This is a genomic window from Citrobacter sp. MGH 55 (assembly GCF_016906145.1).
Taxonomy (GTDB): domain Bacteria; phylum Pseudomonadota; class Gammaproteobacteria; order Enterobacterales; family Enterobacteriaceae; genus Citrobacter_A; species Citrobacter_A amalonaticus.
Genome location: NZ_CP070239.1, coordinates 3,135,099 through 3,160,067, shown reverse-complemented (window position 1 = coordinate 3,160,067; position 24,969 = coordinate 3,135,099). Strand labels below are relative to the sequence as shown.

At 54.0% G+C, this 24,969-nt stretch carries 21 protein-coding genes; 1 reads left to right on the top strand and 20 read right to left on the bottom strand.

The genetic code is table 11. The features are described 5' to 3' along the window. The 20 genes from wcaM to JTI98_RS12620 form a co-directional block, all read right to left on the bottom strand. Complete coding sequence (gene wcaM, locus JTI98_RS12715) at nt 1-1,404, bottom strand: colanic acid biosynthesis protein WcaM (protein ID WP_216081329.1); 1,404 nt, start codon at nt 1,402-1,404, stop codon at nt 1-3. An 11-nt stretch (nt 1,405-1,415) separates the two neighbouring features. Further along, complete coding sequence (gene wcaL / locus JTI98_RS12710; RefSeq protein WP_216081328.1) at nt 1,416-2,636, bottom strand: colanic acid biosynthesis glycosyltransferase WcaL; 1,221 nt, start codon at nt 2,634-2,636, stop codon at nt 1,416-1,418. Beyond that, nucleotides 2,633-3,913, bottom strand: a complete 1,281-nt coding sequence (wcaK, locus tag JTI98_RS12705; protein ID WP_044328231.1) for a colanic acid biosynthesis pyruvyl transferase WcaK — start codon at nt 3,911-3,913, stop codon at nt 2,633-2,635. The genes wcaL and wcaK overlap by 4 nt, the downstream gene beginning before the upstream one ends. A gap of 35 nt (nt 3,914-3,948) precedes the next feature. After that, on the bottom strand, nt 3,949-5,427 hold the full coding sequence (gene wzxC, locus JTI98_RS12700; RefSeq protein ID WP_216081327.1) for a colanic acid undecaprenyl disphosphate flippase WzxC: 1,479 nt from the start codon (nt 5,425-5,427) through the stop codon (nt 3,949-3,951). 9 nt (nt 5,428-5,436) lie between these two features. After that, nucleotides 5,437-6,831 carry an undecaprenyl-phosphate glucose phosphotransferase gene (wcaJ, locus tag JTI98_RS12695; RefSeq protein WP_216081326.1) on the bottom strand — a complete coding sequence of 465 codons (1,395 nt, stop codon included), beginning with the start codon at nt 6,829-6,831 and terminating at the stop codon, nt 5,437-5,439. A gap of 54 nt (nt 6,832-6,885) precedes the next feature. Continuing rightward, nucleotides 6,886-8,256 carry a colanic acid biosynthesis phosphomannomutase CpsG gene (gene cpsG / locus JTI98_RS12690; RefSeq protein ID WP_216081325.1) on the bottom strand — a complete coding sequence of 457 codons (1,371 nt, stop codon included), beginning with the start codon at nt 8,254-8,256 and terminating at the stop codon, nt 6,886-6,888. A gap of 193 nt (nt 8,257-8,449) precedes the next feature. Further along, a complete protein-coding gene (gene cpsB, locus JTI98_RS12685; protein ID WP_043000191.1) occupies nt 8,450-9,886 on the bottom strand; it encodes a mannose-1-phosphate guanyltransferase in 1,437 nt (478 codons plus the stop codon). A gap of 3 nt (nt 9,887-9,889) precedes the next feature. Continuing rightward, nucleotides 9,890-11,113, bottom strand: coding sequence for a colanic acid biosynthesis fucosyltransferase WcaI (gene wcaI, locus JTI98_RS12680; RefSeq protein ID WP_216081324.1), 1,224 nt, complete (start codon nt 11,111-11,113; stop codon nt 9,890-9,892). After that, complete coding sequence (locus JTI98_RS12675) at nt 11,110-11,589, bottom strand: GDP-mannose mannosyl hydrolase (RefSeq protein ID WP_043000189.1); 480 nt, start codon at nt 11,587-11,589, stop codon at nt 11,110-11,112. Before JTI98_RS12675 ends, wcaI begins: the two co-directional genes overlap by 4 nt. 2 nt (nt 11,590-11,591) lie before the next feature. Next, entirely contained in the window at nt 11,592-12,557 is a 966-nt protein-coding gene (locus tag JTI98_RS12670) for a GDP-L-fucose synthase (protein ID WP_044327600.1), read from the bottom strand. A 2-nt stretch (nt 12,558-12,559) separates the two neighbouring features. Next, nucleotides 12,560-13,681, bottom strand: a complete 1,122-nt coding sequence (gene gmd / locus JTI98_RS12665) for a GDP-mannose 4,6-dehydratase (RefSeq protein WP_043000187.1) — start codon at nt 13,679-13,681, stop codon at nt 12,560-12,562. 144 nt (nt 13,682-13,825) lie between these two features. After that, a complete protein-coding gene (wcaF, locus tag JTI98_RS12660) occupies nt 13,826-14,371 on the bottom strand; it encodes a colanic acid biosynthesis acetyltransferase WcaF (RefSeq protein WP_043000186.1) in 546 nt (181 codons plus the stop codon). A 16-nt stretch (nt 14,372-14,387) separates the two neighbouring features. After that, nucleotides 14,388-15,134, bottom strand: a complete 747-nt coding sequence (gene wcaE, locus JTI98_RS12655) for a colanic acid biosynthesis glycosyltransferase WcaE (RefSeq protein ID WP_043000185.1) — start codon at nt 15,132-15,134, stop codon at nt 14,388-14,390. Between the two features lie 13 nt (nt 15,135-15,147). Further along, nucleotides 15,148-16,368: a colanic acid polymerase WcaD gene (wcaD, locus tag JTI98_RS12650; protein ID WP_043000184.1), complete on the bottom strand. Its 1,221-nt coding sequence runs from the start codon at nt 16,366-16,368 to the stop codon at nt 15,148-15,150. Continuing rightward, nucleotides 16,343-17,560 carry a colanic acid biosynthesis glycosyltransferase WcaC gene (gene wcaC, locus JTI98_RS12645; RefSeq protein ID WP_043000183.1) on the bottom strand — a complete coding sequence of 406 codons (1,218 nt, stop codon included), beginning with the start codon at nt 17,558-17,560 and terminating at the stop codon, nt 16,343-16,345. Before wcaC ends, wcaD begins: the two co-directional genes overlap by 26 nt. Continuing rightward, nucleotides 17,557-18,045 carry a colanic acid biosynthesis acetyltransferase WcaB gene (wcaB, locus tag JTI98_RS12640; RefSeq protein ID WP_043000182.1) on the bottom strand — a complete coding sequence of 163 codons (489 nt, stop codon included), beginning with the start codon at nt 18,043-18,045 and terminating at the stop codon, nt 17,557-17,559. The genes wcaC and wcaB overlap by 4 nt, the downstream gene beginning before the upstream one ends. A gap of 2 nt (nt 18,046-18,047) precedes the next feature. Next, a complete protein-coding gene (wcaA, locus tag JTI98_RS12635) occupies nt 18,048-18,890 on the bottom strand; it encodes a colanic acid biosynthesis glycosyltransferase WcaA (RefSeq protein WP_044258698.1) in 843 nt (280 codons plus the stop codon). A 57-nt stretch (nt 18,891-18,947) separates the two neighbouring features. Continuing rightward, nucleotides 18,948-21,110 (bottom strand): tyrosine-protein kinase Wzc, encoded by a 2,163-nt coding sequence (wzc, locus tag JTI98_RS12630; RefSeq protein ID WP_043000180.1) that lies wholly within the window; start codon nt 21,108-21,110, stop codon nt 18,948-18,950. Beyond that, a complete protein-coding gene (wzb, locus tag JTI98_RS12625; RefSeq protein WP_043000179.1) occupies nt 21,110-21,556 on the bottom strand; it encodes a low molecular weight protein-tyrosine-phosphatase Wzb in 447 nt (148 codons plus the stop codon). The genes wzc and wzb overlap by 1 nt, the downstream gene beginning before the upstream one ends. Before the next feature lie 5 nt (nt 21,557-21,561). Continuing rightward, a complete protein-coding gene (locus JTI98_RS12620; protein ID WP_043000178.1) occupies nt 21,562-22,698 on the bottom strand; it encodes a polysaccharide export protein in 1,137 nt (378 codons plus the stop codon). Nucleotides 22,699-23,374: 676 nt separating this feature from the next. Between JTI98_RS12620 and JTI98_RS12615 the strand changes: the two genes are divergently transcribed. Then, nucleotides 23,375-24,958, top strand: coding sequence for a TerC family protein (locus JTI98_RS12615; protein WP_216081323.1), 1,584 nt, complete (start codon nt 23,375-23,377; stop codon nt 24,956-24,958). The last annotated feature ends 11 nt before the right edge of the window (nt 24,959-24,969 follow it).

Here is a 24,969-nt window from a genome sequence, read left to right as displayed (position 1 = left end):
TCACCCCCTCCCCTCCGGTAAGCGGAAGTTGATCGCATCAACGTTCACCACATGATGGTTTATGCGGTCTATATCCACTGAGCTTTGCCCCTTCTCATTCACCGCATGTACGTTTGCCAACGACAACAGCGTGTCCTCTTTCGCCATAAACTTACCGCGCACGTCTTTGCGCAGATCAAAGTGCATCTTCAGCGCCGGTCCCGTTGCTGACTCTTGCATCACCTTGATATTGCGCAGAAAAAGATGCTGCGGCTGATTATGCAACTCCAGCGTCGCCCGCTTCATCTCGATGTTGGTCAGTGCAACGAAGGAGGTGGCATTACCGGAGGAAATTTGAATGCCGCGCAATTTATATTCAAGCTGCGTGTTATCAAGGGAGATATGGTTGAGTTTGAAATTTTGCGGGATGGAGAGATATTTCCCTTTGACCACGCCATAGCCAATGAGCATCCCGGCACTGTTAACCATATCGACATTATCAATCACAAAATTATCGCAACCGTAAATGGCAACCGTCGCGTTATCGATGCCTGCCTTCTTGCTGAAATCCGGGGTGATGTTCTTCGCCTTCACATTGCGAATCACAAAATGTTTGCCGTTCTCGACATGCACCAGTTGCCGACAATCTGATCCGGTAATGTTGGCGACCACAAAATTTTTAACCGTCTGCTGCTCCGGATAGGTGTTGTCGTAGGTGCTCCCCGCAAGCCCAATGCCAATCCCCCAGTTAATCTTGCCGTTGGTACAGTTGATCCGTTCAATGACGTGGTCAGAAATCAGGATATTGCGATCGTTAATAGCGACATTCCATTCGATGGCGTCACCCTGCAAGTCGCTGAAACGGCAGTGGGTAATACGCGCGCCATCGACCTGATTGTGGAATCCCTGACGCAGAATCGCATAGTTGGCCTGGGTCACGGTGAGATTATCGATGACCAGATTGCGCATCACGCGCGGCTTTTTCCCACCAATATAAATCTGCGTCACCGGCCTAAAACCGCTCATCGCAAGGCCGTTAATCATACAATCGGAACCGCGTACATCCAGCGTAATATTGTGCAGGCTGCCCCCCTTCTCGCCAGTGACCTGACATCCCTCCTGCAACACAAAGCGACCACGCCCATTACCGCTCAGGCGGCCCAGCACATGCAGCGTTTTTCCCGGTGGGATAAAAATGCCGGTATTGATGTTCTCGCACACCAGTCCCGCTGGCACCACCACGGTCTCTGCGTCGCTGAAGGCCTGTCGAAAGGAGGCAATCCAGTCTTTCGCATTGTAATCCTGAATATTGACGGTTTTGCGGGACGCAACAGCGCGGGCAAAAGGTGAATGGAGGACAGGAAGTACGGCAAGCGCGGAGCTTGCCGTCAGGAAGGTACGTCGGGAGAGCGTTTTCTCTGGCATACAACCTCGGTTTACATCGTTTGCAGCAGGCTGGCCAACTGACGATTGATCACCTGCTGATTAAAATCATGTTCAACTTTTTCACGCGCGCGCTGGATGATGGGTTCCAGCGTCTGGTGATCAAGTTGGCTGAACAACGCGAGCTGTTGCGCCAGCGCATGGGCGTCGTTTTCCGGTACCAGCCAGCCGGATTCCCCGGCATCCACCAGCTCCGGGATCCCACTGTGAACGGTAGAGACCACCGGGATCCCCACCGCCATCGCTTCCATCAACGCAACGGGAATGCCTTCCATGTCGCCATCCGTGCCGGTAATCGACGGCAACAGAAAGACATCCGCGTTATCCAGCATCGTTTTCACTTCATGGCTGGGCTTAAATCCCGGCATCTCAATCACATCATCGAGCTGATACTGCTCAATCAACGTGCGCAATCGCCGCTCCCAGGGACCAATGCCCAGAATGCGATAACGAAACGCCACACCCTGCTCCTTCAACTGGCGGCAGGCCTCTATCGCCACATGCAGTCCTTTTTTCTCAGTCAGTCGCGCAACAGAGATAATCTCCAGCGGCGTACCGGGTGCTTTCACTGGCCGGTGCGTAAAGCGCGTCATATCCACGCCCATCCGTGAAACGGCAATCTTCTCCGGCGGACAGCCCATGCTTTTCAGCCTTCCAGCCCAGAGATCGCTAATAGGCAACATCAGATCGCCACGACGGAACAGTTGCTGGTACTCCGGCGTGTAATGGTTAAGAACTTCCCGACTGGAAATATCAATACCGTGAAAAATCGTCGCAATCTTGCCCTGAATAACGCCCAGCTCACGCAGCTTCGCCGCCGTTACGCCCGCCGGACCAAAGTGGGCGATAAAGACATCCGCACGCAGGGGTTGACTTATCTGCGCACAGATTGATGAGAGGATCAGGTTACGTGATTCATCGCCGTAGCGAGAGAAGTTGAGCGATTTCCACGTCGTCGCCCGGTGCAGTCCTGACAGCGTTTTCACTGCCCGAGTGCGCAGCTTTGCCAGACGTCCCGGCGGCTCGTCCTGTAGCCAGCGCGTTCTGGCCGCCAGGCCATATTTTTCCCAGGCGGCATGCGTATTTTGCGTGTCACCTTTTTGCAGGGCGACAATCTCAACGTCAAAACCCATGTCGATAAACGCGGTAATCTGGTTGAGGACGAAGGTTTCCGACGACAGCGGAAATTTCAGTAAAAAAAAGCTGACCTTCATTTCCCCTCCCCGATGCGCGTTAACACCGACTCCACCATACGGTATCCCTGTTCACGCTCGCGACGCACCGCCTGCGCAAGACGCTCATTGATCTGCGGCAACTGTCCGAGCGTATCCGCCACCATCGCTTGCAGACTGCCATCCAGCAGATGACGGATATCTATCGCCATCTCCGGCATCCCCAGTTGCTGCATGATGCCCGCCGATTTGTGCTCGTAATTAATCGCAATAGCAGGCGTCGCGAAGTTCATCGAGATAATGGCGGAATGCAGGCGTGTGCCAACCGTCAGGTCGCATGCGCCGAGGATCTTGCCCATTTCCAGATCATTGAGTTCATCCATCACCACGTGGTAACGCGTCGGGTCGCTGACGTACTGACGCAGATTCAGCGCCACCATGCGGTCATCTTTGTTATAGCTGTCAATGCCGGTACAGGTAGACAGTGCGATAACCTGATAGCCCTCATCCAGAATGCGGTTGACCACACCGGCGAAGGCCTTCTCATAAGCCTCCTGCGTGGTGCCCAGGCGTTTATCAAACGGCGCCAGTTCTCGCAGAGTAATTGCCACCGTTTTCTGCTGCGCCGCTACGCTCAGCCAGTGTTGAACGGCATAGCCCGGCGTAAAATCTTCATCGTGATGATCCACCAGCCAGGCGGTATCCACGCCGTGCTCCACTTTTTCAGTGGTGATGTCACTGCGTTTCATCAGTTCCAGGCTGACCGACTCCCGCAGGATCAGTGCATCACAGTGGCCGAAAACATAGTTAGCCAGTTGATTAAATTGTGGATCCTGGAACGGACCGACGCTGTGACCGACCATGTACAGTGGTTTTTTCGCCATAAAGGTACACAGCGCGTGTTCAAACTGCGGAACACCGTACAAGTCGACGAAGAACGAACCGCCCACCTGAACGATAGCGTCATAACCCGAAAGCAAACGCACGAAATCGGTAAACCCCTGAGCAATCGCGATATTACGCAGCTTGCCGGTATCGGTAACGCGGGAAAGCAGCACCTGGTGCTGATAGCGACGACGGAGGATTTTTTTCACCCGCCCCACTACGCCAGCCGCGCTGTTGTGCTGTTTCATCTGTAAAAAGAGCGGATCGCCCATCACCGGACGGTTCAAAAGCCAGGACGAACTCACCGGGTAGCGGCTCATGACGTCCACTTCCGCGTCAGGTTCGAGGCGGTGAATGGCGTCCAGCAGACCACGTAAAATCGCACTGTCGCCACGGTTGCCGCAGGTATGGTTGCCCAGAATCAATAATTTCATTTCACCCTCTTAAAATCGTTGCCATCCGGCAAAACTTATCCTGCACGAAGCAAGGTTTTCATTTTTTCGCTGCGACAAAACTGGCGCTTCATCTCCACAACCAGTGGGTGGCGCGAAAGTACGATCATCACCGCAAACGCCAGCGCACCGGCGGCAATCTGCGTCCCCAGCAGCACACCGAGCGACAGATGTCCCTGTAACGCGATACCCAGACCGTAGCTCACCGCCAGCGTCGGCAATGAGAGATAGAACGGCAGCCACAGGCTCAGAATGTACTGACGATAGCTGGAACCCAGCACCGGTTTGATCATCACGAAATAGCTCAGAATGGTGTTGATAATTTGCACCAGCAGGAAGCCCAGCGTCACGCCAATTGCGCCCGCCATCTGCCCGCCGACAATAATTGCCGGAATAAAGAGAAACGTTTTGAAGACGTTAAATTTAAAACTGATGTCTACCCGCGCTTTCGCCATGAGCAGCGAACCAATCGGATTACCGACCGAGCGCAGCAACCCCACCACGCACAGCAGTTGCAGAACAGGAATGATGCTGTTCCACTTCTCGCCAAAGACCAGCGGCACAAAATTATTTGCAACCACCATCAGGCCCAGCAATGCCGGGAAGTTGATAATGCCCACCACGGAAAGCAGCTTGTAGAAATTCACGCGCAGCTTCTGTGTGTCGTCCTGAATTTTGGCAAATGCCGGAAACAGCACGCGGGTGATGATGGGGTTGAGCTTCATCGGCGGCACCACTGCCACGTTATACGCCAGGTTATAGCCCCCTGCGACGCCGGCCCCGAGAATACGCGCCAGCACCAGCGTGGAAAGGTTGGTGTTGACGTAGTTGATGATGCTGTCCGCCGTCAGCCACGCACCAAAGCGCAAATTCGACGAAACGGACGCCAGCGAAAAGTGCAGACCCGGACGGTAGATCTTGCGGCCAAAATAGCCAAACAACAGCGTGCGCACCGCGCTATTTACCAGGTAACCGAGTATGGCCGTCATCGCCAGCGGCCAGAAATGCGCGCTGACAACGGTAAACGTAAAGCCTGCCAGTACAGCGCTGGTTTCAATCATCCCAATCTTGTTGAACTCCAGCTCTTTCTGCATCAGCGCGCGGAACTGCTGCCCGTGCGGGATCACCACAAACGCCAGCGACAGCGTTTTAATCAACGGCGCCAGATCCGGGTTATGCAGCACATTGCTAATCACATCGCTAAGCAGGAAGACCGCCACACAGACGATGATTCCCAACCCGACGTTCAGCCAGTACAGCGTGGTCAGCTCAAGATGGCTTATCGCCTTGCGCTGAATAATGGAGTTGGCAATACCGAAGTCAGACAGCGTATCGGCCAGCGCAATGATCACCAGCGACACGGTCAGCAGGCCGAACTGGTGGTTATCGACGATCCGCGCCAGTACCGTCATCTGGATAAGCCCAAGGCTGATAATGATCACCGTGGCAATCGCCGACCACTTCGCGCCGCTGATGGTTTTTTCACGTAAGCTCATGACCGTTCCTCAGTACGCCGCTTTGTTAACAAAGCCCTTAAACACCGTCAGAAAAACGATCTTGATGTCGAACCACACGCTCCACTCGCGGATGTACTCCAGATCGTACTCCACGCGTTTTTCCATTTTCTCCAGCGTGTCAGTTTCACCGCGCCAGCCGTTGATTTGCGCCCAACCGGTGATCCCCGGCTTCACCTTGTGGCGTAGCATGTAGCCTTCAATCAGTTGACGATACTGTTCGTTATGCGCCACCGCATGCGGACGCGGCCCGACGATAGACATGCCACCGGTCAGCACATTAATAAACTGCGGTAGTTCATCCAGCGAGGTACGACGCAGGAAATTCCCCACTCGGGTGACGCGCGGATCGTTCTGCGTCGCCTGTGTGACGACCTTGTCGTTTTCCATCACCTTCATTGAGCGGAATTTCCACACGTTGATCGGTTTACCGTCCATGCCATAACGGGTCTGACGGAAGATGATCGGCCCCGGCGAACTCAGCTTCACCGCCAGCGCAATGCAGCACAACACCGGGGAGATCAGCAGCAGGATCAGAGACGCCAGCACGATATCTTCCGCACGCTTAAGCAGACGGTTGATGCCCGACAGCGGCGTGTCATACAGCGGCACCACCGGCACGCCACTCACCTCTTCGATGCGGGAATGCAGAATGTTAAAGGTAAACACGTCCGGAATGAGGATCACCGAACAGGTGGTATCCGCCAGTTCGCGCACCAGTTTTTTCACCCGCGCGCCGTCGCACATCGCCATCGCAATGTAGATGTTATGGATGCGTGACGCTTTCGCATCTTCAACCAGTTGTTCGAGGTTACCTGCCCAGTCAGAGGTAACGCCGCCCGGTTTCGGATCGTGATAAACGCCAACCACCTCAAAACCTAACCACGGTTCGTTGCGGAAGCTATCGAGCAGCGCCCGTCCGGCAGGCAGATCGCCTGCGACGGCCACCCGGCGCGTGTTGTAGCCACGGTTGCGTAGCCATCCTGCACCGATGCGAATAAACGATCGGCAGAAGACCAGTCCGACGCTGGTCAGCAGATACCACGCCAGCCAGACCGCGAGGCGGTTATCGAAATCCTGATTGAATGCCACCAGACCGGCGCTAAAGACGAGGCTCAGCGTCCAGTTTTGCAGCAGGAGAGTCAGTTCAGTGGAAATTTTGACGCCGCGCCATGAGCGATAGAAATCGGTTATGCCACCCAGCATCTGGAAAACAACCAACGTGATCAGCGCCACCAACAGGTGCATATACAGGAAAGGCAGTCCACTGACTTCGCAGACGACCCACAGCCCGCCAAACATGATGGTGATATCTGAAAAGCGTTGCACCATAGAGATTAACGATGCATTGGTTTTGGCCCGTTCGCGCTTTTTTAGATTTGTCATCGTTGTTCCTGTTATTAGCCCCTTACCCGCCAGCGGGTAAGGGAAGATCTGACCTTACTGATTCAGTAACGCCAGCAGAGTGCGCGTTCGCGCTTCCATCAGCGGAATATCGCCGCGTGACTCCACGTTCAGGCGTACCACCGGTTCGGTGTTGGAGGAGCGCAGGTTGAAACGCCAGTCGACGAACGACATGCTGATGCCGTCGGTTCTGTCCACCGCCAGCGCCTCGCTGGCAAAGTGTTGTTCCACCCGAGAAATCGCTGCCGCCGGTTCGTCCAGCTTGCTGTTGATTTCGCCGCTCGCCGGGAATGCCGCCATCCGGTCTCGGACCAGTTCACCCAGCGACTGTCCCTTCAGACACACCAGTTCCGCCACCAGCAACCACGGGATCATTCCGCTGTCGCAGTAAGCAAAATCACGGAAATAGTGGTGGGCGCTCATCTCGCCGCCGTAGATAGCGTCTTCGTGGCGCATCCGCTCTTTAATGAAAGCGTGACCGGTTTTCGACATCACCGGCGTGCCGCCCGCCGCTTTCACCACATCCACCGTGTTCCAGGACAGACGCGGGTCGTGAATGATTTTGGCGCCCGGCTGTTTTTCGAGGAACGCTTCCGCCAGCAGGCCGACAATGTAGTAACCCTCGATGAACTGGCCTTTCTCGTCGAACAAGAAGCAGCGGTCAAAATCACCGTCAAAGGCAATCCCCATATCCGCGCCATGTTCAATCACCGCATTGCGGGTATCGGCGCGACACTCCGGCAACAGCGGATTAGGAATGCCGTTCGGGAAGTTGCCGTCCGGGGTGTTGTGCACTTTGATGAACTCGACCGGCACGCCGAGCGTCTGAAAGCGCGCGTCGATAGCGTCCACCACCGGGCCTGCCGCGCCGTTGCCGGAGTTAATCACCAGCTTCAGCGGCGTGAGGTTTTTAACATTGATGTAGCCAAACAGATGGTCGATATAGGCATCACGCAGGGAGATTTGCTTATAGCTTCCGCGCAGCGCAGGGTTCACCGGCGGAAAGTCGTTGGCTTCCGCCAGGCGCTGCACGTCGCGCAGACCGGTATCGCCACTGATGGGACGCGCGCCTTCGCGCACCAGCTTCATGCCGTTGTAGTCCATCGGGTTGTGGCTGGCGGTGACTTCAATCCCGCCGTCCACGCCAAGGTGGAAAGTCGCGAAGTAGATCTCTTCGGTGCCCGATAGACCGATATCCAGCACGTCAACGCCGGCATCCTGCAATCCTTTTGCCAGCGCCAGCTTCAGCGCCTCACTGGTCAGACGCACGTCGCCGCCCAGCACAATGGTTTTCGGCTTCAGAAATTCGCCGTAAGCGCGACCAATCCGCCACGCAATCTCTTCGTTCAGCTCTTCGCCCAGCCTGCCGCGAATATCGTAGGCTTTGAAACAGGTTAATTTTTTCATGTTTTTACCCTTATTCAGGCAACAGTTGTCCCTCTCCGGACTGGAGATATTTTTTGTAAAGTACATAACCATTAGATTTCGCGTTGCAGGAAGGCGGCGACTGCGCGTATCCCCGGGAGCTTAGTCAACGAAGTGACCGGGGTGCGTAAAGGAAGCCAACGCATCTGCGGCGCGAAAGATGATGGTTAGGGCGTCACACCCGGCCGTAGCGATCCTCAAACCGCACCACATCATCCTCTTCGAGGTAAGAACCCGAGCGCACTTCAATCAGATCGAGTGGAATTTTCCCTGGGTTTTCCAGACAGTGGGTGGCTCCCAGCGGAATGTAGACAGACTCGTTTTCACCGAGCAGTTTGATCTCACCGTCAATGGTGACTTTGGCGGTACCCGCCACCACCACCCAGTGTTCGGCGCGGTGGTGGTGCATCTGTACCGACAGCCCTTCCCCTGGTTTCACGGTGATGCGTTTGACCTGATAGCGGTCACCGGCGTCGATGGAGTCATATTTCCCCCACGGACGGTACACTTCGCGGTGAATATGGTGCTCGTGGCGGCCATCGGCTTTGATTTGTTCAACCACTTTTTTGACGTCCTGCACCGCGTTACGGTCGGCAATCAGCACCGCGTCTTTGGTCTGCACCACCACCAGGTCTTTCACGCCGACGGTGGTCACCAGTCCCGATTCGGCATAGACGTAGCTGTTTTCCGTTTTATGGCTGATGACGTCGCCATGATGGACGTTTCCCTCGGCGGTATGGGCGCTGATTTCCCACAGCGAGGACCAGGAGCCGACATCGCTCCAGCCCGCATCCATCGGCATCACCACCGCATCCGCCGTGCGTTCCATTACTGCGTAATCGACAGATTCTTCCGGACACGCCAGGAACGATGCTTCATCCACGCGAATGAAATCGAGATCCGGATCGACCACGCTCATCGCGTTTTCGCAGGCTTCCAGGATATCGGGACGGTATTTTTTCAGCTCTTCCAGATAGCGTCCGGCGCGGAACAGGAACATCCCGCTGTTCCAGTAATAATCACCGCTGGCGACATAGGCCTGCGCTGTTTCCAGACTCGGTTTTTCCACAAACTGCGCAACGTCAAACGCCACGGCATCGTTAACGCCGGGGGTGACATCGCCACGACGGATATAGCCGTAGCCCGTTTCCGGCAGATCCGGAACGATACCAAACGTGACCAGCTTTCCGGCTTCGGCGTACGGCATTGCGTTGCGCACCGCGTCGCGAAAGGCCTCTTCGTTGGCAATCACGTGGTCTGCCGCCAACACCAGCATCAGCGGGTCGCAGTCCGGACTGTGACGTTTTGCCGCCAGCGCCGCTAATGCAATGGCCGGCGCGGTATTACGTCCCGCCGGTTCAAGAATAATGTTCTCCGTCAGTTTATTAAGCTGACGCAATTGCTCCGCGACGATAAAACGATGCTGCTCGTTGCAGATCACCACCGGACTTTCGCACTCCACGCCGTTAAGACGACAAATGGTCGTTTGCAGCATGGTGAGATCGCCTTTCAGGCACAGGAACTGCTTAGGATAAAGTACACGGGAAAGCGGCCATAAGCGGCTACCGGAGCCACCGGCCATCACAACCGGATAGAGTGTTGTCTGACTCATAATTTAATCCCGAATATCATTCATAAATTGACGTAGCACATTCTCTTTATCGAGCGTGCGTTCGGCATATTCACGTGCCACCGTGTTGTTTTTTGGCATGGTGAGCGCCATCGTTATCCCTGCCACCAGCGCATCGACCGATTCCGGCTCAACGCACACCGCAATGCCTGCATAGCGGTCGCAAAGCTGGCCGAGTTCCGTCTCCGGTTCTGCGGTAATCACCGCATTGCCGCCCACCGCCAGAATATTGGTCAGCTTGGAGGGCAGAACGGCATCCGCCGCCCCGCGTTTTTGCACCACCAGGTGGCAATCGCCCATCTTCAATAGCGCAGGCAGCGCCTCGTAAGGCTGCAACGGGAAAAACAGAACGTTGCGCAGACCGCGCTCGCGGGCCATTTTCTCCAGACGCGCTTTGCCGCCGCCCTGCCCGACGATAGCGAAAACCAGCGGCTGCTCATGCAGTTGTTCCGCCGCCGCAATCACGTTTTCCAGCCCTTGCTTCTCGCCGATATTGCCGGAGTAAAGAATGATTTTTTTGTCATCCGGCAAACCAAGCTGTTGGCGGAGGCTGATAACCTCGTCATCGTTAACATTCTGAAAACGGGCGACTTCTGACCAGTTAGGGAAGAAGATCACTTTCTCTGCCGCCACCCCTTTCGCCTGGGCTTTATTCATCATTGAGCGGGAGATGGTGGAGACATTGTCGACGTTATGCAGACCGCTACGTTCGAAAGCGGTCGCCAGCTGCGCCACTTTGCCGGTTTTACCGTTGCCTGCCAGACCGAGCCCCAGCATCGCATCGACTTCATAATCCTGAATGTGCAGCAACGTGCGGGCGCCTGAGAGTTTCGCCAGCAGCCGCATTCCCGGCGTGCAAAACAGCGTGGGCACCACGCCAATAATGCGATCCGGCTTCCAGCGACGCTGCGCCATCAGCGGGAAAAAGCTGCTGAGGGCGAAGCTGCCCAGATGCAGTAATCGTTTCAGTGTTGACGGCTGCTTTGGCACATACAGTGGGCAGCGCCAGACAGTGGCATCACCCTCTTCCCGGCGATAGCGCCAGGCTGAATAGCGCTCGCCCACTTTCCACTGCGGGTAATATGGCGGCGCGGTGATAACCCGCACGTCATGGCCTTCGCGCGCCATCCACTCCACCATTTCACCGGTGTATTTACCGATGCCGGTTAACTCCGGTGAGTAGTTGATGCCATACACAAGGATCCTCATAATCCCAGCGCCTTAGCCTGACATTCCGGCAAAAAATACGCCCGACTGTTGTCATGGACGTTGTCGCTAGCCAGCAACGCCGCGGGCGTCAGCCAGCAGTAAGCGCCGTGCTGCGCGTCAGGCAGAGGCAAATCATGCGCCTGCACCCGCAGACGGAAACCGAGCACGATGTAATGCGTTGAGAAGTCTTCACCGGAAAAGTTGTCGTCATAGAAATGCTGCCAGACGCCATAAAACTCCCCGGCAGACAGCGGCAAACGTAGCCCCAATTCGGCTTCGGTCAGGCGTTCGAAGGCCGCACTCAGCGGCTCATCTTTTTGCACCCGGCCACCGGGCACGAACCAGAAGCCCTGCGCCGGTCGGTTCAGTCGTTTACCCAGCAGAAATTCCCCCTGCGCGTTTTCCACGATCAAATCGAGGGAGACAAGCGGCGTGGAACGCACGACGGTGGCAAAATCTTCCTGACGTAAAAACATGTTTACCCCCGGAACCGATGCTGATTCTCAAGGAACCACTGATATGTGCTGGCAAGGCCCGCTTCCAGTGAGATCTCGTGATACCAGCCCAGCTGATGCAAACGGGTCACATCCAGCAGTTTTCGCGGCGTACCGTCCGGCTTCGTCGCGTCAAACACCACGCGACCCTTGTAGCCCACAACCTGAGCGATGGTCTGCGCCAGTTCGCGAATGGTGCAATCCACGCCCGTACCGACGTTAATGTGCGACAGCATCGGCTGGGTGTTCTCCTGCCAGACTTCGCTGTCCAGTTCCATCACGTGGATGCTGGCGGCGGCCATATCATCGACGTGCAGAAACTCACGCATCGGCGTCCCGCTGCCCCACACCACTACGTCCGCCGCATTCTGCACGGTCGCTTCGTGGAAACGACGCAGCAACGCCGGGATCACGTGCGAATTGCTCGGATGGAAGTTGTCATGTGGACCATACAGGTTGGTCGGCATCACGGAACGATAGTCGCGCCCGTACTGGCGGTTGTATGACTCGCACAGTTTGATACCGGCAATCTTGGCAATGGCATACGGCTCGTTGGTTGGTTCCAGCGTGCCCTGCAACAGTTCACTCTCCGCCATCGGCTGTTTTGCCAGTTTGGGATAGATACAGGACGAACCGAGGAACAGCAGCTTATTCACGTTATGCAGATGTGCGGCGTGAATGATGTTGCTTTCCATCATCATATTTTCAAAGATGAAATCGGCCGGATACGTGTTATTGGCAACAATACCGCCCACCTTCGCCGCCGCCAGATAAACCTGATCGATACGCTCAGTGGCAAAGAAATCCAGCACTGCCTTGCTGTCCAGCAGGTTCAGCTCATCGCGGGTGCGCAGCACCAGCTCCACATCACCACGCTGCGCAAGCTGGCGGGCAATCGCGGAACCCACCATTCCGCGATGACCAGCGATAAAAATACGTTGTTTGCTCATTCTCAGGACTCCAGCGCGATGGCAACCTCGTAGCCATGAGATTTCAGCAGGGAGTGTTTCTTCGCCGCTTCCAGATCTTTAGCGACCATCTCGGAGACCATTTCCTGCAACGTAATTTCCGGTTTCCAGCCCAGCTTCTCATGCGCTTTGCTCGGGTCACCCAGCAGGGTTTCCACTTCTGCCGGACGGAAGTAGCGCGGATCAACGGCCACAATCACATCACCCGGTTTCACGCCTGGCGCGTCATGACCGGTGACAGAAACCACAATCCCTTTCTCTTCCACGCCTTCGCCTTCAAAGCGCAGTTTGATCCCCAGCTGGGCCGCCGCCATTTCGACGAACTGACGCACGGAATACTGCACACCGGTCGCGATCACGAAGTCTTCCGGCTGTTCCTGTTGCAGCATCATCCACTGCATTTTGACGTAGTCTTTCGCATGGCCCCAGTCACGCAGGGAATCCATGTTGCCGAGATACAGGCAGGACTCCAGCCCCTGAGCGATGTTAGCAATCGCGCGGGTGATTTTACGGGTGACGAAGGTTTCGCCACGACGCGGCGATTCATGGTTAAACAGGATGCCGTTACAGGCGTAGATACCATAGGATTCACGGTAGTTGACGGTGATCCAGTAGGCGTAAAGTTTGGCGACCGCATACGGCGAGCGCGGGTAGAATGGCGTGGTCTCTTTTTGCGGGATTTCCTGCACCAGACCGTACAGCTCAGAGGTCGATGCCTGATAGAAACGGGTTTTCTTTTCCAGACCGAGGAAGCGGATGGCTTCCAGCAGACGCAGCGTTCCCATCGCATCCACATCGGCGGTGTATTCCGGCGATTCGAAGGAAACCGCAACGTGGCTCATCGCGCCCAGGTTGTAGACCTCATCCGGCTGCACTTCCTGCAGAATACGCGTCAGGTTGGAGGAGTCCGTCAGGTCACCGTAGTGCAGATGGAATTTCGGGTTGCTCGCATGGGGATCCTGATAGATGTGATCCACGCGCTCGGTGTTAAATGAAGACGCACGACGCTTAATACCGTGAACCTCATAACCTTTTTCCAGCAGAAGTTCTGCCAGGTAAGAACCATCCTGCCCGGTAACGCCGGTAATGAGAGCGACTTTAGACATTTTATTACCTCTTAATTATCCCCTAAATCGTTCGGGTTATAGCAAGGCGGTGACGCCGCTTATCCAGGAGCTTACAGAAGTAAGTGACCGGATAATCAAGGAAAGCCAACACTGCTACAGCCCGAAACATGACGGGGAAACTGATTACTTTTCAACGCGTTCGCGTATCACAACTGCGGGATTGCCACGGCAAATCATATTTGCCGGTAGCGATTTAAAAACACTGCTGCGCGCACCGACGACAGTGCCATCGCCTATCGTTACGCCTGGCGCCACAAACACATCCGTTGCCAGCCAGCATTTATCGCCAATCACAATCGGGGTGGCGTTAATATCAAAATGCGCGCTGGTATGATCGTGACTGCCGGTACACAAATAGCTTTTCTGCGAAACCACCGCATGGGCACCAATCGTAATATCGCCGAGCGTATATAAATTGACGTCATCCCCTACCCAGGCATAATCACCAATGGTTAATTTCCACGGATAGGTAATTTTCACCGACGGTCGAATGACTACGTTTTTTCCTATTTTCGCGCCAAACAGACGGAGCAAAAAAGCGCGCCAGCGATATAACACCTGCGGTGACCAGGAAAATAACGTTGCCTGTACGGCCCACCACAATTGCACTTTAATTACATTTCCGCCGCGAAATCCTTTCGGTACGGAGAAACCACGTAAATCCTGCATCATTAATCCTTATATTTCAGGCTTTGTTATATAAGGCTTTCGTTTTACCCGTCGTACGTAAGCGTAATAGCTTCGATAATTCAGCCCAAAAACCCGGCACGCGTAATATCTGACGCTGCACTTTTTTGGCGTCTTCGCATAATTCCAGATTATTCGTCGTTGACACGCCGCCCATTGAAAATTCAGAGACCAGACCGTCCAGTTTTTTAAAGTCATAACCTTCTTTATACAATCTGGCGGCCAGCGCATAATCCGATGACACTTTATATTGCAGGTCGTAGTGCCAGACTTTTAGTCCCGCCAGCGGGAAAAAGATCGCCTGATGGCTGGCCGGCAGACTGTGATAGATATACCAACCGGGTTTCGCGCTACGCTTCGTTTTATGACCATCGCCAAAATCGAGCAGCGCATCACCGGTAATCATCACGTCATCTTTTTGTGTCTGTAACTGACGTACAACGTGGGCGACATCCGGATGAAAGATATCGCCGGAGTTAAGGAACAGCGCGAACTTGCCACGCGCCATTTCAATGCCCTTGTTCATCGCATCATAGATGCCGTTATCCGGTTCGCTGACAAAACGTAAGTGGTAGTTACCGCAGAGGTTTTCCAGAAATTCTTGCGTACCGTCATTTGAACCGCCGTCCACCACGATCCACTCAAAGCGGATGTCGGTCGCCTTCGCCAGATGCGCCAGCGACGCATGGGTTTTGACGATGCCGTCCAGATTGCGAAACGCGACGGTGATAATACTGAGCAGCATAGAATTAACCTCATCATACTTTTGTCATATTCAGCGCCTTGCGCAAAATAAACGGACAAACGATTAAAAATGCATATTCCGGGCTAAATATCGAACCGGTAAAAAACAGTGACACCGGTGTAAAAAGATAAAGTTGCACCCGAAAATTCCGATTATCGCCAAATGCATTTAACGTCATTTTTAAGATTTTCCACATGTACCACAGCGTCATTAACACCGCGAACCAGGAAAAATAAATAATCAGCAGATACAAACCATTGTCTATTGTTTTCCCGACATCTGCACCGTTAAAGATTCCGAATGATGCGACATATTCATAAAGTGAGCCAAATCTGACGACGCCATCAATATGGGTTAAAGAATAACCGACCATCACTAACGGACCGACAATACGATAATAAGAAGACGACCCTTCCGTTCCTAAATCTCCAAGACGTGTGGAGATATAAGGAAATGCAAATATCACCCCTACTAAAAACACGGCTAATGAGATTATCGCCAGCGGCAGTTTTTTCTTTATCGCATCCTTATTCAGATACTGGAACGCCCATTCCAACAGGTAAAACAGGATAAATGTCATTACCCCTGAAAACGATCCTGATAATATTATCCCTGCCAGAATCATAGCATCGGTTTTAGGCGTTTTGATACCAAACTGTTTGATGCTGAGCCAAATTGAGATTAAGGCCAGAGCAAAAAATGCCGGTTCGAAATAGAGCGCGGTGGTTCGCTTGCCGCCAAATTTAATAAAATTCAACACATAGCTATTGCTGTAAATAAGGTACTTCGAAATGCTTTCCATCAGGCTACTGCCGCCGGTCAGGATAATTTGCGCCATTTCCGCCGCCGCCAGCACCACCACCAGCGCCACTACCAGATAGAAAAAGCGCAGGATCTTACGGTAGTTATGCGGCGAGATGGTTTTGAAGCGAATGCTCCAGACCATACCGATAATGATCACGATATAGACAAACAGCATCGTCGAGGTGACGTATTTGCTGGCGTCCAGAGACTGACCGAACAGATAGTTAAACGCCGTCAGCCCTGCTCCAATCCCTAATGCAATCATCAGTTTCTTAATGCTGATTCGTTCAACGTACAGCAGCAGTAAAACGGGTAAAAAAGTGACAATAGTGATGGGGAAACTTTCGCCCAGTTGGGCAATTTTGACGTTGACCAGCAGGTAGATCAGCGGCAGCAGCAGATAGCTACAGATTCTGATAGAACGAGACATATTCCTCCAGCATCTGTTGACCACTGTACGCCGCACGACTGCGCTCGCGGAAGGCGCTGAGTGAGGTACCAAAAACCGTCTGCGCGATGTCAGTTTTGTTCATCTGCACCAGTGACAGCACCTCTTCAGCGGCAAACGTTTTTCCGCCCGCCTTGCGCAGCACTTCCTGCGCCGCGTCGCTGTGGGTGGCGATCACCGGCACGCCGATTGACAACGCTTCACATAAAATTAGTGGATAGTTATCCACGCGGGAGCTGAACACCAGCGCGTCCATCTGGTTGAGCGCGCTCATCAGTTTGCGTTTGTCAGTTTCGAAGCCGTGATTCACCACGTTTGCCCCGTCAAACGGCGAGAATTTGCCAAAGGTATGCAGTTCAACCTTATCGCCCAGCGCTATCATGTCGCGCACCAGACGCTGATTGGTTTTTCCGTCATAGCGCAGGTCATGAGCCACAATCGCAATTTTCGGTTTCCCCGGGGTCTCATTGACCGGAGACAATTCTGCCAGAATCGCTTCGGTCGCCACATCGATCCCATTATTGATAATGCGGCAGCGCCCCGCGCCGTACAGGCTGTTAAACGCATCGGCAACGTGTTGGCTTGGAGAGATAAACTGGCAACCCAGCGCCAGCATCTGGCGGAACAGTTGGCGTTTTCCATCGACCAGGTTATGCGCGCGGTCAACGTTCACCGGCGGATAATTACTCAGCGTCGGGCATTTCTGGCAGCCGGTTTTCCACCCCTCGCAGCCGTCGGTAAAGGCGCAGCGCCCGGTCACACTCCAGTGATCGTGCAGTGTCCAGACCAGCGTGACGTCCGGCTTGTGGTTTTTCACCTTTTCGCAGAACGCTACCACGTCAGCCAGATTCAACCAGTAGCTGTGCAGAACGTGAAAATGCAGCACCAGCGGGCCTGACGTGCGGGTCACGGTACGGTAGAGATTGTTCAGATTGCCAAACAGATCGCGATTGAACAGGCGAAACAGGGCGATATTAGCCACTGACGTCAGACGCGGCGTCTGTTTGATGACATGAGGATAGTGGCTATGGCTGACGCTCTTTTTCCCGCCCTTGCCGTAGCCGTAAATAAATTGCGAAGTCAGCCCTTTTTGCAGTGCGCGCTGATGCAGATCTAATGCCACTCCAGCCGCACCGCCTTCCGCCAGTCGCACATTAAATTGCACAATATTCATTTAATTACCTTAACCCGGGCCTTCTCGCCCACCACCAGCGCATTGTCCGGGATGCTGTCGAGCACCACGCTGCCTGCGCCAATCGTCACGTTATTTCCGATGCGGATGTCACCCAGCACAATCACATTGGCACCCAATTCCACGCCGTTCCCTATCACCGGACAGGCCAGGCTGTCAGCACCACGATTGCCGATGGTGACGCCATGACGAACCGTGAAATCGTCACCGGCCACCACGTTTTTGTTAATCACCACGGCGTAACCATGATGAATGGTGAAGCGTCGTCCGATGGTGGCCGCCGCCTGGATTTCATAGCCGAACAGGCATTCGGTTATCAGCCGATACAGCACCAGCACCGGCGCGGCCCACAGATTATTCAGCACGTTTTTTTTGCGCCAGACGGAGCAGAAATGAGCAACCCGGTAGGCCAGCACCATGCAGCACGGGCGCAGGCTCCAGCTGTTCGCGCGAATATCTTCCAGCATGCTTAACGTCCTCGCAGCCCGTCAGCCAGACGCTTGCCGTTGCGCAGTGAAAACAGCGTCAGCAACGTGCGCCAGGTCATGCGCTTATTGCGGATCTGATAGAGCGTAAACAGCTGATATTTCTTACTGGCGCGGTCAAATTTATCTTTGTGCTTGCGGTAAAAATGGAAGTAGCCAGAGAATTTCTTCGGCGACGAGGTGATCTGCATTTCGCCATGATTAACGTGCAGGATCTGCGTCGCCTCCTCCACCTTCCACGGTTCGCCATACTCCACCACCATCCGCAGAAAGATGTCGTAATCCTGCGCGGCTTTCAGTTCGGTATCGAACAGGCACTCTTTAAACCGCCACGCCCAGGTAAAGACCTGATTGCCAATGATGTTGCGTTTATAGAACAGGTGGCGCGAGTAAGGGGATTTCGGATACAGCGGCAGGCTCGCCGGCTGCGAGTAAACTTCGCCTTCGCAGACATAATCGTTGGCGTACAAAAAAGCGTGAGTCACCAGTTGATGTTTATGGGCAAGGAACACGCTCAAACGGTTTGGCGTCCACTCATCATCATCATCAATACCGGTGATGTAATGCCCTTGCGCCTGGACGATGGCCTGATTACGCACCGCGCAGGCGCCAGAGTTGATCTCATTATGGGTGTAACGTACGCGTGGGTCGTTTAATCCCTCAACAAACTGCTGTAGCTGTTCATAAGAGGAAGAGCAATCATCAACAATGATCATCTCCCAGTGGGGATAGTCCTGACGCAGCACCGATTTAATTGCCCGAATGGCGAGCTGCTGCCGGTTCCAGGTTGGCATATAAATGGAGATCAGCGGATTTTCTGTATTCATGCTCTTTTCCCAGGAAGTGATGCCGGAGGGCCCAACGTGTAGGCCACTCACGATTTTTTATTTTGTGTCGGACTTGTATTCGTACTCGTAGTACCCGTAATCCTGATACCCGGTGGCGCGCCGGAAGATGGAGTTGAGGATCACCCCTTTCACCTGAATGCCGTTTTGCTCAAAACGGCTCAGGCTGGTTTCCACCTCTTTCAGGGTATTGACGGCATAGCGAGCGACCATCAACGTCGTGCCTGCGTGACGTCCGACAATCGCGGCGTCGGTGACGGCCAGGATTGGCGGCGTATCGATCAGCACCAGGTCATAGTGGCTACTCGCCCAACGCAGCAGTTCAGCAAAGCGTTCGCTCATCAGCAGCTCAGACGGGTTTGGCGGTACCTGACCGCGCGGTACAAGGTCAAAATTAGGAATGGACGTCGGTTTCGCGCAGGAGGCAATATCCCCTTTGCCGACCAGAATCTCGGACAGACCGTTGACGTTATTGGTGCCGAGCAGTTCGTGGGTATAGCCTTTACGCATATCGCAGTCGATCAGCAGTACACGCTTGTTGGTCTGGCTGATCACCGCCGCAAGGTTGGCGCAGACAAAGGTCTTCCCGATAGACGGGCTAACCCCGGTGAGCATCAGGACATTGTTTTGTGCCTGCATCATGGCGAAGTGGAGGCTGGTGCGCAGGCTGCGCACGGCTTCAATCGCCAGATCGGTCGGGTTACCGACTGCCAGCAGTTGACTCTGCTTGTAACGCTTAACACCCTTAATGGTCTTGACGCTATCCCGCGCTTTCTGCCATTCCGACAGCGGAATACTGGCGTATACGCTGATGCCATTCTCTTCCAGCACCTGCGGGCTTTCGATACCGCGGTTGAGCAGTGAACGCAGCAGCACGCCAACGATAGAGAGCATCAGGCCCAGAATGATGCTGCCGAGAATGATCAGCGCTTTCTTCGGCTTCAGCACGCCAGGCTGGGCAATGGCCGGGTCAACGATCCGCACGTCACCCACGGTGCTGGCCTCGGTGATCTTCAGCTCCTGCTGTTTGTTCAGCAATTGCATATAGACCTGCTGACCCGACTCAACGTCACGCGTCAGGCGCACAATCTCCTGCTGCGTTTTCGGCATCGCCGTCACGCGCCCGTTCAGTTTGGCTTTTTCATCTTCCAGCGCCTGACGTTTTTCCAGCAGCGTGCGGTACGCCGGGTGCGCTTTGGTGAAGAGTTTCGAGATTTCCGCTTCTTTAAAGGTCAGTTCGTTAAGCTGCGCATCAATGTTAACCATTGAGTCCAGCACGGCTTTCGCTTCCAGCGGCAAATCGACGGAGTCTTTATCCTGACGAAACGCATTGAGTTTATTCTCTGCCACGTCCAGATGCTGGCGCACTTCCGGCAACTGTTTCGCCAGGAAGGCCAGGCTTTTCGCCGCCTCGGCAGATTTGCGCTCAACGTTCTGTTCCAGATAATTTCGGGTAATGCTGTTGAGAATGTCGCGGATCTGATCGCGGTCTTCGCCAGTAAAGCTCAGGCTGAGCACGCCGGTATCTTTGCCGTTTTCGACTACCGTCAGGTTGTTTTGCAGGTTATTGATCATCCCCAACGTGGAGAATTTGGTGACAGTAAATTCCGTGTCCGGTCGAGCATGAATTTCACTGACTACTATCGTGACGCCGTCTTTGCTCAGCGTCTGCCCGACCTGTCCACGCGCGCTGAAACCGCCGTCGCTGGTCAGTTGGTAGTCTTTGTCACTTAGCACCGTCAGGGTGAAGGTCTGCTCGTTCATCCCTTTCGGCAGGGTAAAGGTGGTGACTTTTGCCGATTCATTCTGTCGCCCCATCAGCCGTTCCCAGCCCGCGCCGAACAGCGGGAAGGTGTTTTTGGTGACCGAAATATCCAGATCCAGATCGTCCACCGTTTTGCCTAATACCAGACGCGACTGGATGAGCTGAATTTCCGCTTCCGAAGCCGGCGGCTTGTTGGATAACGCAGAGCCGATATCCTGCACCAGCGAGTTGCCGGTGTTTTGTTCAATCTGTACCAGCGCATCCGCACTGTAGATCGGCGTGGCGAAGAGCGTGTAAATCACCGCGCATAGCGCAAAGACCGCCGTAATGCCCAGCACCCACCAGCGCGCTTCAATAACGGTTCCCACCAGACGACCAATATCGATCTCATCATTGCCCGTTACCGGTGCGGCAGACTGTTTTACTTTTTCTGTCATTATTTTACCTGCTCTGCGTTCAATGCCTGCGCCCACTGGCGAGCAGACCGTTCAAGTAAGGCGTACACCGCTTCAAACGCCTCACGGCTTTTACGATACGGGTCGGGAATTTCGCGCTCATCGTCCCAGTGCCCGAAAAGCATGACCTTGCCACGCATCTCGGGTGCCAGTTCGTGCAGAGAGGCGATATGTCTTTTTTCCATCGCCAGGATCAGGTCATAGTCCCGGCACAGCCGCCCGGTGACCTGACGCGCGCAGTGTCCTTCCAGAGAAAGATCATGACTTGCCGCCACGCTCACCGCTGAAGCGTCAGCGCCTTTTCCCACCAGCGCGCCCAGACCGGCGGATTCCACCGTTATCTGCGGGTGATATTGTTTAAGCAGACGCTCTGCCGTCGGGGAACGGCAAATGTTCCCCACGCAAACCACTAATATTTTGTTAAACATGACGATTACCAGTTATGAAGGTCGCTGGCCGTATCCGTCATGTAACGGACACCGCTGATGGTCGGCAGCAACTGATTGATCAGACGGTTCCAGCGCGCGACCGGTGCGGTGGTGACATACACCACGTCATACGGCTGCAGACGGAATTCCGTCGCCATGACCAGAGAGGTCGCATCAGACATATCGAGCTGATAGATGTTGGCAATCTTGCCGCCAGGGCCTTTGCCTTTCAGCGGACGGATCACGAAGATGCCGCTGGCGTTGGAGGTGGTCAGATCGATGCCTTCGGCGTTACCCAGCGCTTCGGTCAGCGTCATGCCGCTGAAGTCCATTTTGAGGGTGCTCTGTTTTTTCACTTCACCCATCACGAACACTTTCAGGTCGTCATTGCGCGGCACATAGAGAATATCGCCGGGATAAAGCAGACGGTTCTGGCTGAGATCGCCGTTTTGCATCAGCGCCTGCAGTGAAATGCGTTGTTCTTTACCTTTGTGCGTCAGCACCACGTTGCGCCAGTCAGCCACTTCCGTCAGGCCGCCGGCGGCGTTAATGGCGTCCAGCACGGTCAACGGCACGTTGGTGATCGCCTGCTGCCCGGATTTATTCACCTGCCCGGAGATGTAGGCTTTTTGCGAACGGAAAGCGGCGATATTAACGTCCACCTGCGGGTCAGCAATGTACTTCGCTAAGCGCCCGGTAATATCACTACGGATTTCTGCCAGGGTTTTTCCGACCACGCTGACCTTGCCGATGTACGGGTAAAACATGGTGCCATCGGGCTGAACCCAGTTACCGGTATCGCTGGAGCTACGGTATTGGCCCGCAGGCGTAGTGAGTTCCGGGTGATCCCAGACGGTCACGCTCAGCACATCCCCTGCCCCGACACGGTACTCATAGCTGGCGAGCTCCTGGTCCAGCGACATATTCGGCTGGGCGACATTCGGGCGCGGGCGTAATTGTTCTACCAGTCGTGGCGTGAGTGGATACACGTTCACCATCCGGTCGAGATCAAAGTCAGCGTCTTGCTGTTTAATCACGTCTTTGCCCATCGTAGACATATTGCTGCCCGGAAGTACTGTGCAACCGCTTATCAAGGTTACCGACACCAATAATGGCATCAATTTCATTTTGGATTTCATCATTGATTATTTATCACTTTGGCAGAGTAATTATCCTGTGCAATTTAAATAGCGACTTCGCCGTACACATTTACATTGCAGTTAATTGAAAAGAAATTTAACTGGCATCAGTCCTAAAAAAATTGAATTCATCCGTAAGCTATTGACAGAATAATGCAGACTCGTCATCAGGCGTTCAGGCACGCTACCGCCCCTGGCTTTTTAGCTACCAATACACTGATTAGGTTATGTTTTTATAAGCCTTGTTATTTCACTGTTTGTCGTAACAGAGAAAATGTTAAGGCATTCTGAATGTCAGCCATTAATGAACCGGAACCCCACGTAATATATTTACTCGTCCATCATTAACGCTGGAAGAATTGTTACAGCTAACGTAATTGCAGGCAAGGTAACACGCCTGCTATTCTCCGTTTTTAAGATTAATATTAAGCGATATATTGGCCAGATTTTAGGAATTACTTGATATTGACAGAATCTATTTCCTCTATTCACCCTGCGATATTTCCTAAATAGCTTTTTGTCATATTTAATTATTCCCGACAGAAACTTTATGGTTATTTTCAGCGCAATCAGCAAGGTGAATACATGAGAAATCCCCTCTCGCCATTGCATTTTCCGTCCGCTTTATCCATGATCGAATTGTGACAATTGTCATATAACGAAAGGTATTACATTTACTATGGAATGGATCGCCGATCCGTCAATCTGGGCCGGACTGGTCACGCTGGTCGTGATCGAATTAGTCCTCGGCATTGATAACTTAGTCTTTATTGCCATTCTCGCAGAGAAACTGCCGCCTGCGCAGCGCGACCGTGCGCGCGTGACCGGGCTTATCCTGGCAATGCTGATGCGTCTGCTGCTGCTGGCATCAATCTCGTGGCTGGTCACGCTGACCAAACCGCTGTTTAGCGTGCATGGTCTGAGCTTTAGCGCCCGCGATTTGATCATGTTGTTTGGGGGCTTCTTCCTGCTGTTTAAAGCCACAATGGAGCTGAACGAACGGCTCGAAGGGAAAGACAGCAACAACCCCACTCAGCGCAAAGGGGCGAAATTCTGGGGCGTGGTGGCGCAAATTGTGGTGCTGGATGCCATCTTCTCGCTCGACTCCGTGATCACCGCCGTCGGTATGGTGGATCACCTGGCGGTGATGATGGCGGCGGTGATTATTGCCATCAGCCTGATGCTACTGGCGAGTAAGTCGCTCACCCGCTTTGTGAACAGCCACCCGACCATTGTCATCCTCTGTCTCAGCTTCCTGCTGATGATCGGCTTCAGTCTGGTGGCGGAAGGCTTCGGCTTCCGGATCCCGAAAGGGTATCTGTACGCCGCCATTGGCTTCTCGGTAATGATCGAAGCGTTGAACCAGTTGGCTATCTTTAACCGTCGTCGTTTCCTGTCGGCCAATCACACCCTGCGCCAACGGACGACCGAGGCGGTAATGCGTCTGTTGAGCGGCCAGAAAGAAGAAGCCGAACTGGATGCGGAAACCGCCTCGCTGCTGGTTGACCATGACGACAGCCAGATTTTCAACCCGCAAGAGCGTCGAATGATTGAGCGCGTACTCAACCTCAATCAGCGCACGGTCAGCAGTATTATGACCTCGCGCCATGACATCGAGCATATCGACCTCACCGCGTCGGAAGAAGAGATTCGCTCGCTGCTGGAAAAAAACCAGCATACGCGCCTGGTGGTGACCGGTGGTCACGATGAGGAAGATCTGCTGGGCGTGGTGCACGTGATTGACCTGCTGCAGCAGTCGCTGCGCGGTGAACCGCTGAACCTGCGGGTATTGATTCGTCAGCCGCTGGTGTTCCCGGAAACGCTACCTCTGCTTCCGGCGCTGGAACAGTTCCGCAATGCGCGAACGCACTTTGCATTTGTCGTCGATGAATTCGGCTCAGTGGAAGGGATCGTGACGCTCAGTGACGTCACGGAAACCATTGCCGGTAATCTGCCGAACGAGGCGGAAGAGATAGATGCCCGCCATGACATCCAGAAAAACCCGGACGGCTCATGGACCGTCAACGGCCACATGCCGCTGGAAGATCTGGTGCAATATGTCCCGCTGCCGCTTGATGAAAAACGGGAATATCACACCATTGCGGGTCTGCTGATGGAAGAATTGCAGCGCGTGCCGAAGCCGGGAGAAGAAGTCCAGGTGGGCGATTTCCTGCTCAAAACGTTGCAGGTGGAAAGCCATCGCGTACAGAAGGTTCAAATTATGCCTTTACGCAATGAGGATGAGATGGATTACGAGGTTTAATATGAAACAAT